This window comes from Cetobacterium sp. ZOR0034, assembly GCF_000799075.1.
In the GTDB taxonomy this organism is placed as follows: domain Bacteria; phylum Fusobacteriota; class Fusobacteriia; order Fusobacteriales; family Fusobacteriaceae; genus Cetobacterium_A.
On sequence record NZ_JTLI01000096.1, the window covers coordinates 1 to 6,855 of the forward strand.

Genomic DNA, 6,855 nt, shown 5'->3' on the forward strand with positions numbered 1-6,855 from the left:
TATTTATCTCCAGCTGATTATCAGAAACAAGTTGCATAATTTATAAAATTATGTTTAAAAACTTGACTTAATACCAGGCTTTATTAAAGATATCTTTTATATTAGTTCGAGACAACCCATATTTTTTTAATAATTCATTATTACTATCATTTTGTTGTTTTCTTTTTCCATCAATAATCTTTTCTTTTGAAGGAACATTGAGGTCTCTTAACCTCCTTTGATTAAAGATAAATCTAGTTTTTTTCATATAATAATCATTAATAAAATTCATTCCAAGGTCAATTTGATCGAATTTATTATTTTGAGAAAATTCAATAAGACATCTAACTTTAGTATTCAAATCTAATTCATTATTAAAAAGATCACTAAAAAGTTCTTTATAATTTAAATGAGCAATTTTATTTCTAATAAAAGATAAATTTTGATATGTCTTTCTATTGAACGTCTTTAAAAGCTCATTATAATTTAATGAATTCTTTTTGCTACAGCAATAGATAGCGTATTCTAAATTTTGTTGTTTTTTATTTGCCAATGCTAACAAGGCATGAATCTCAATATCATTACAAAGTTTAAATACATTTTGGTAGTACTTGAAAATAGGTAAAATCATATTTTTATTAAATATTCCAATTTCATCAGTAGATTTATAGTCTAGATAAGGAATATCTAAATTCAATTGTTTAAAATACTCCTTCATATTTTCCTGAGTAGAAACTGAATATTTAACAATCTCATATTTCTTAATATTCTTTTCAAATAATCTAATTTTATTAAAAAAACTACTATCTTTTAAATTTTCTATTTTTTCATTTAATTTATTGCTATCAACTTCGTTTTCATCAAGAAGGCTTTCATCCATGAAATCAACATTTTTAATATTATAGTAATGGTTCTTAACAAAGCCTAAAAAATCTCCTTTAAACTCAACTGGTAACATGATATATGTTAAAATGTAAAATTTAAATAGGTTATTTTCAGGGCTAACGTTTAAATAGTCAGCTCCCATCTCTGAAGTACTTTGAATTTTTTGAAGTTCCTCTTCAAGTTTTGCAAAATTGAATTTGTTTTTAGGAGCTGTATAATTTAAGTATTCCTCTTTTTTATCTAAATATTCAACTCTTTTTTCTAAATTTGTTGGATCAAAGTTATTTTTAAATTTACTTACATCTCCATCAAATTCAATCATTAGAAAAGAATATGCAATTTTAAGTTTGTATTTTAATCTGTATAAAGAGTTTTGTTTTGTTATTTTATCCATTTTATTTTTTAAGCTTAAAAGTTTTGTATTAATATGATTTATTGCAGTAACATCTTTTACTCCATTGATTTGAAGATTATATTGTTCGATTAAATTTTTTCTTTCAGAATACAATTCTTTATATTTAATAGAATTATGAATATCAAAGAAATAAATTTGTTTTAAAAGATTTTTGTGCTCTCTCATATTTATTAATTCAGATTGTAATAAATCTATTTTTTCTTTTAATTTTTCTTTCTTACTTTTGTTTTTCTCATTTGAAATTTTAATCTTGTAATATTCAATAGATTTTTTATACTCTTCCATCTCCTTTTCAAAATGTAGAATAATTAAATTTTTAAAATCAGTATTTTCAATACCATCAGTTACAAAAAAACTGTTGATAAAAGTATTGAATCCATTTTTTTTGTCACAAAGATTATTATAGTATGTATATAATTTTTTTAGATTTTGGTGTTTTTTAACTATTGTAAAGCTTTCTGTTCCATCTAAATAATTTGTTCTATTTTTAGTTTTAAATTCATCACTCATTCTTATAGATTTAAAAAGATTAAGATCTAATAAATTTTTCAATTCTTCATTCTCAATATTTTCAAAGAGATTTTCAAAAGACTTATAGTCATAATGCATCAAAGAGTGTCTAAGGTTTGTAAAAATACTAATGATTTTAATTAAATCCTCTTTCAAGCTTTCTTTAGAGTTATATAAAGAAAGTTCTGTAATTTTATTTTCTAAATTTGTTATTTTAGTTTTAATACTATCTATATAAAAAGTTTTATTTTTTTCTAGAGTTTCAGTTTTTAATTCTTCAAGAGAGGTTTTATATTTTTTAATTCTTTTTTCAAATTGATTTTTTTTATTTTCAATATCCTTTGATAATTTATCAAAAATATAATCCGTAATCTTTTCAATTCTATTTTCAAGAAAAGCAGTATGTTCTTTATCCTGTATAAGCCAAACTTCATTTATATCGTCTTCTTTTACTCCTGCACATAAGAAATCATTAATCAAAGCAAAATATATTAGAAAATTAGAACGATAATTTAAAAATCTTTTAATTTTATAAATTTTTATAGAATCAATTTCCTCAATAGGAGTTTTACTTATTTCAGAATAATTTTTACACAAGGTTTTAGAAAGTAGTTTTCTTTCTGTTGAAGATGATAATTTTCTTAAATGATTTCTTTCTCCTTCAATCTTATCCGGAGCTTTTAATAAATCAGTTACTTTTGCAACAACAGTATCTTTTTTTTCATTTTTAAAATATAATTCAAGAGAATACTTTCTAATCTCTTTTTTTAAAACCTTATCTTTTTTTGTAATACTAATAGTATTTATTTCTGTTTTGCAGTTAAATTCGTATCTATATTTTTCTCTTTCTTTTGGCTTGCAACTGATAATCTCAAGGTTACCAGATTCTAAGTTTATAATCGTTTTTAAATTAAAGGTATCAACTCCCCCTTGTTTTTGATATAAAACTTTAATTTCTTTAATACCAGTCATATCATAATTAGATACGATAACTCTTATAATAGAACTTTTATTTTTTTTATGTTTAATCTCTTCCATATTCCCCTCCGATATAGTTTTTAAATATTCGTCTTTTCTTTAAAGTGTTCTCCCCAAGCGGCCATAGAATCTATTACAGGTTTTAAGCTATATCCGAGAGGTGTAAGTGAATACTCAACTTTAGGTGGAACTACAGGATAGACTGTTCTTGTTAAAATTTCGTAAGACTCCATAGTTCTCAAGTTTGATGTTAAAACTTTTTGACTGATTGTTCCCAAAGATTTTTTTAATTCGCTGAATCTTTTTGTTCCATCCATCAAATCACGAAGAATTAAAATTTTCCAACGGTCACTAATAAACATAACTGTAACTTCAACAGGGCATGCAGGTAAATTTTTCATATATACACCTTCCAAATACTAATATTTTCAATATGGTTTCTCTAGAGTAACTATAGCACCTTAAAGTGCGTACTTCACAAAAGAGATTTAAAAAAGTATTATAATATCATCTAAGGAAAAAAACAAGAAAATTTTAGAAAAAAGAGTAAAAAGGGAGGATTTAAAATGAAGATAGCAGTTGTAGCAGCAAACGGAAGAGTGGGAAGACTGGTTGTAAAAGAAGCAGTTGATAAAGGATATGAGGTTGTAGCATTTGTAAGAAATGAAGATAAAACTTTAGGGATTCAAGCTGTAGAAAAAGATATTATGGATTTAAAAAGTGAAGATTTTAAAGGGTTCGATGCTGTAATTTCAGCTTTTGGTGTTTGGGAAGAGAAAAAATTTGGACAACAGTCAACAGTTATCGAGCATTTAGCTGATACACTTTCAAATTCAGAAACACGTTTATTGATAGTAGGTGGAGCAGGTAGCTTATATACAGATGAAAGTTTGAAAATTCAGCTTATAGATACTCCGGAATTCCCAAAAGAATATTTAGCACTAGCAACAGCATCGTCTGATTCATTGGATTTATTAAGAAAAAGAGATGATGTGAAATGGACATATCTAAGTCCTGCTGGTTTCTTTGATGCAGAAGGGATTAGAACAGGAGAGTATAAATTAGGAGGAGAGGTTGCAATCGTTAATTCGAAAGGTGAGAGCTATATCAGTTATGCAGATTTTGCTATAGCTATGGTTGATGAGTTGAAAAATAAAAGTTATATTCAAAAGCGTTTTTCTGTAGTAGGTGAAAATAGATAAAATAGATGGAAATAAATACTAAAGGAGATGATATTTATCATCTCCTTTAGTATTGTTTCAGTTAAAAGTATCTACATCTAGTTTAGGTCCAAAATTATCCGTATCCATTTGATCCATCTCCATAACAGCTGTAGTTGCAGGAGTAGGATTAACATTTGTATTAGAACAAGCAATAAATATTAAACTAAATAAAAAAGCTATAACTAATTTTTTCATTTTAAACCTCCTGTTGAACTTTGATTTTCCTTGCTCTTTTATACATAAAGAGTAGTAGAGTTCCTTCAATAATTAGTAAATTATTTTACACTTTTTCCAAGAAAAAGTGTTCCTAAAGTTTTAGAAGTAGGGATTTTTTTTCTTTGATAGATTTTATCCTCTATTAAACTTTCGATAGCATCAAAGCATATTTTCTTTGTTTCAATTGTAAAACTTGTAAGTTCAGGTGAAAACCAATTTTTAAAGCTAAGATTATCATGACCAATAATAGATACTTCATCAGGAATTTTAACTCCTAAATCATTAAATCCTTTTATTAATCCTAGAGCCCAAATATCGTGCTGAGCAAAAATAGCATCAATTGTGCCCAGTTTTCCATATAACTCGTGAGCTATAGCTACTCCGTTTTCAAAAGATGGTGAGGACTTTATAACTGAATTTTCGTTGAAGGTCACTCCGTTTTCTTCTAAAGCATGTTTAAAACCTAGAGTTCTCATTTTAAAACTAGGAGTCATGTCAGTTGTTATAGTAAGAATAGATTTTAAGTTCCGATTTAAAAGATATTGAGTGATTATTTTTCCAGCACTGTAGTTATCAGCAGTAAAAACTTCTTCAGAATATTTTTCAGGACCATAATAAAGAAGAGAGTAAGGATATTTCATCTCTTTTAAAAATTCAATTTCACTATTCGTTAGCATTTTTGAAAAGATTATAATTCCATCAATAATTCCACTATTGAAAAGTTGTGAAACTTTGTATTTAAAATCTTCGGTATTTTTAAAGAGATATAAAGCGGGTTCGTATTTTTTTAATTGAATCTCTTCGTGAAGTGTGCTCCAAAATACATTTGTAAATGTGCTATGAGGTATTTTAAAAAAATCATCTTGCATGAAAACACCAATTGTATTTGAACTTTTTTTAGAAAGGTTTCGAGCATTAATATCTATAGTATAGTTTAACTCTTTTGCTATTTTTTTTATTTCTTCCCTTGTTTCTAAAGGAATTCGATTATTATCACTTAAACTTCTTGATATAGTTGAAATACTATATCCAGTTTTAGCAGCAATGTCTTTTAATGTAATTTTTCCCATATTTTTCTCCATAAACTTTTAATTACTACCTTTTTATTTTACACTATATCTTTTTATATTTAAATATAGTATTTTATTACATAATAATTTAAAAATTGACATTTTATAGTTTTTATAGTAATATAATCATAAAAAATAATGCGCAACCGATTGCGCAAAACGGGAGGAGATATGAAATTTAAAATGATTGATAAGTTAATTTTATCGACACTTATTATTTCAAAATTTGCTGTAGCATCTAATTTTAAGCCAGGAACATATATAGGTTCTGCACCAGGATATAAAGATAATATCCAAGTTGAGGTTAAAGTTAATTCGAAAAAAATAGAAAGTGTAAAAATAGTAAAACATGATGAGAGTCCACTTATATCAGATGTAGCTTTACAAAGAATTCCAGCAGAGGTTGTTGAGTATCAAAGTCTTGGAGTGGATGAGGTTGCAGGAGCTACAGCAACAAGTAAAGGGGTAATTGCTGCTATAACAAGAGCATTAAGAGCAGCAGGCGGGGATTTAAATACATTGAGAAAAAAAGTTGTAACAAATACAGTAAAAGAGAATAGAGAGTATAATGCAGATGTAATTGTAGTTGGAGGTGGAGGAGCTGGTTTAGCAGCAGCAGTTTCAGCTCATCAAAATGGTGCAACAGTATTAGTTTTAGAGAAGATGCCAAGAGTTGGAGGGAACACTCTTATTGCTGGATCAGCATATAATGCTGTAGACCCAAAGAGACAAAAACCTTTAGGAATAGAAGATTCAGTAGATTTACATTATAAACATACATTTGAAGGTGGAGATAAATTAGGAAAACCAGTTTTAATAAAAACTTTTGTTGAAAATTCATATCCAGGAATCGAATGGTTAGAAAGCTTAGGAATGGGATTCAAAGATGAGATATTTACAGTTTTAGGAGCTTTATATCCAAGAAGTCACAAACCAGAAAAACCTTTAGGAACAGGATTCATAGGAACTTACGAGGATTATATCTCTAAAAATAAGGGAATAACAGTGCTGACAGATACAAAAGTTGAAGATTTAATATTAGAAAACGGAAGAGTTGTAGGAGTGAAAGCATTAGGAAGAAAAGAAAATATTGTAGCAAAAGCTAAAAATGGAGTTGTAATTGCAACAGGTGGATTTGGTGCTAACGTTGAACTTCGTCAACACTATAACTCAAAGCTTACAAAAGATATCCCAACAACAAATCATCCGGGAGCAACAGGTGAAGTTATGTTTATGGCAGCTGAAAAAGCAGCAGCAAACTTGGTTGGTTTACAGTACATTCAGCTTCTTCCGATGGGAGATCCTATAAATGGAAGTTTGAGTGGAAATATAGAGGGAAGTGTTGAGGATAGAATATTTGTAAATAAATCAGGAAAGCGTTTTGTTGCAGAGGATGAACGTAGAGATGTTATGACTAATGCACTATTTGAACAAGAAGATACATATATGTGGACTATAGTTGACGCACATACATATCCAACTGAGCAAGGTAAAAATAATTTCAATGGTGCGACACGTTTCGTAATGAAAAGTTACGACATGTTAAAAGTAGCTTAGAATAAGCGAAATAACAGAGAAC

Annotated in this window: 6 protein-coding genes; 2 read left to right on the forward strand and 4 right to left on the reverse strand. The window is 27.6% G+C overall.

What is annotated here, in order from left to right:
- Positions 1–67 precede the first annotated feature (67 nt).
- Together cas13c and L992_RS12385 are read right to left on the reverse strand one after the other, a co-directional pair.
- Complete coding sequence (gene cas13c / locus L992_RS12380) at positions 68–2,827, reverse strand: type VI-C CRISPR-associated RNA-guided ribonuclease Cas13c (protein WP_047396607.1); 2,760 nt, start codon at positions 2,825–2,827, stop codon at positions 68–70.
- Between the two features lie 20 nt (positions 2,828–2,847).
- Positions 2,848–3,168 carry a helix-turn-helix domain-containing protein gene (locus tag L992_RS12385; protein WP_047396609.1) on the reverse strand — a complete coding sequence of 107 codons (321 nt, stop codon included), beginning with the start codon at positions 3,166–3,168 and terminating at the stop codon, positions 2,848–2,850.
- 165 nt (positions 3,169–3,333) lie between these two features.
- On the opposite strand from L992_RS12385, the gene L992_RS12390 reads away from it, so the two are divergent.
- On the forward strand, positions 3,334–3,969 hold the full coding sequence (locus tag L992_RS12390) for an NAD(P)-dependent oxidoreductase (RefSeq protein WP_047382662.1): 636 nt from the start codon (positions 3,334–3,336) through the stop codon (positions 3,967–3,969).
- A gap of 57 nt (positions 3,970–4,026) precedes the next feature.
- Here the strand turns inward: L992_RS12390 and L992_RS13610 are convergent, their stop codons facing one another.
- Positions 4,027–4,185: a hypothetical protein gene (locus L992_RS13610; protein WP_156110714.1), complete on the reverse strand. Its 159-nt coding sequence runs from the start codon at positions 4,183–4,185 to the stop codon at positions 4,027–4,029.
- An 80-nt stretch (positions 4,186–4,265) separates the two neighbouring features.
- Entirely contained in the window at positions 4,266–5,276 is a 1,011-nt protein-coding gene (locus L992_RS12395) for a LacI family DNA-binding transcriptional regulator (protein ID WP_047396611.1), read from the reverse strand.
- 171 nt (positions 5,277–5,447) lie between these two features.
- On the opposite strand from L992_RS12395, the gene L992_RS12400 reads away from it, so the two are divergent.
- A complete protein-coding gene (locus tag L992_RS12400; RefSeq protein WP_052194001.1) occupies positions 5,448–6,833 on the forward strand; it encodes an FAD-binding protein in 1,386 nt (461 codons plus the stop codon).
- The last annotated feature ends 22 nt before the right edge of the window (positions 6,834–6,855 follow it).

What these genes read in the sequence shown, in the direction of transcription:
- cas13c (WP_047396607.1), bottom strand. Translation starts at nt 2,827, where the DNA reads ATGGAAGAGATTAAACATAAAAAAAATAAAAGTTCTATTATAAGAGTT.
- L992_RS12385 (WP_047396609.1), bottom strand. Translation starts at nt 3,168, where the DNA reads ATGAAAAATTTACCTGCATGCCCTGTTGAAGTTACAGTTATGTTTATT.
- L992_RS12390 (WP_047382662.1), top strand. Translation starts at nt 3,334, where the DNA reads ATGAAGATAGCAGTTGTAGCAGCAAACGGAAGAGTGGGAAGACTGGTT.
- L992_RS13610 (WP_156110714.1), bottom strand. Translation starts at nt 4,185, where the DNA reads ATGAAAAAATTAGTTATAGCTTTTTTATTTAGTTTAATATTTATTGCT.
- L992_RS12395 (WP_047396611.1), bottom strand. Translation starts at nt 5,276, where the DNA reads ATGGGAAAAATTACATTAAAAGACATTGCTGCTAAAACTGGATATAGT.
- L992_RS12400 (WP_052194001.1), top strand. Translation starts at nt 5,448, where the DNA reads ATGAAATTTAAAATGATTGATAAGTTAATTTTATCGACACTTATTATT.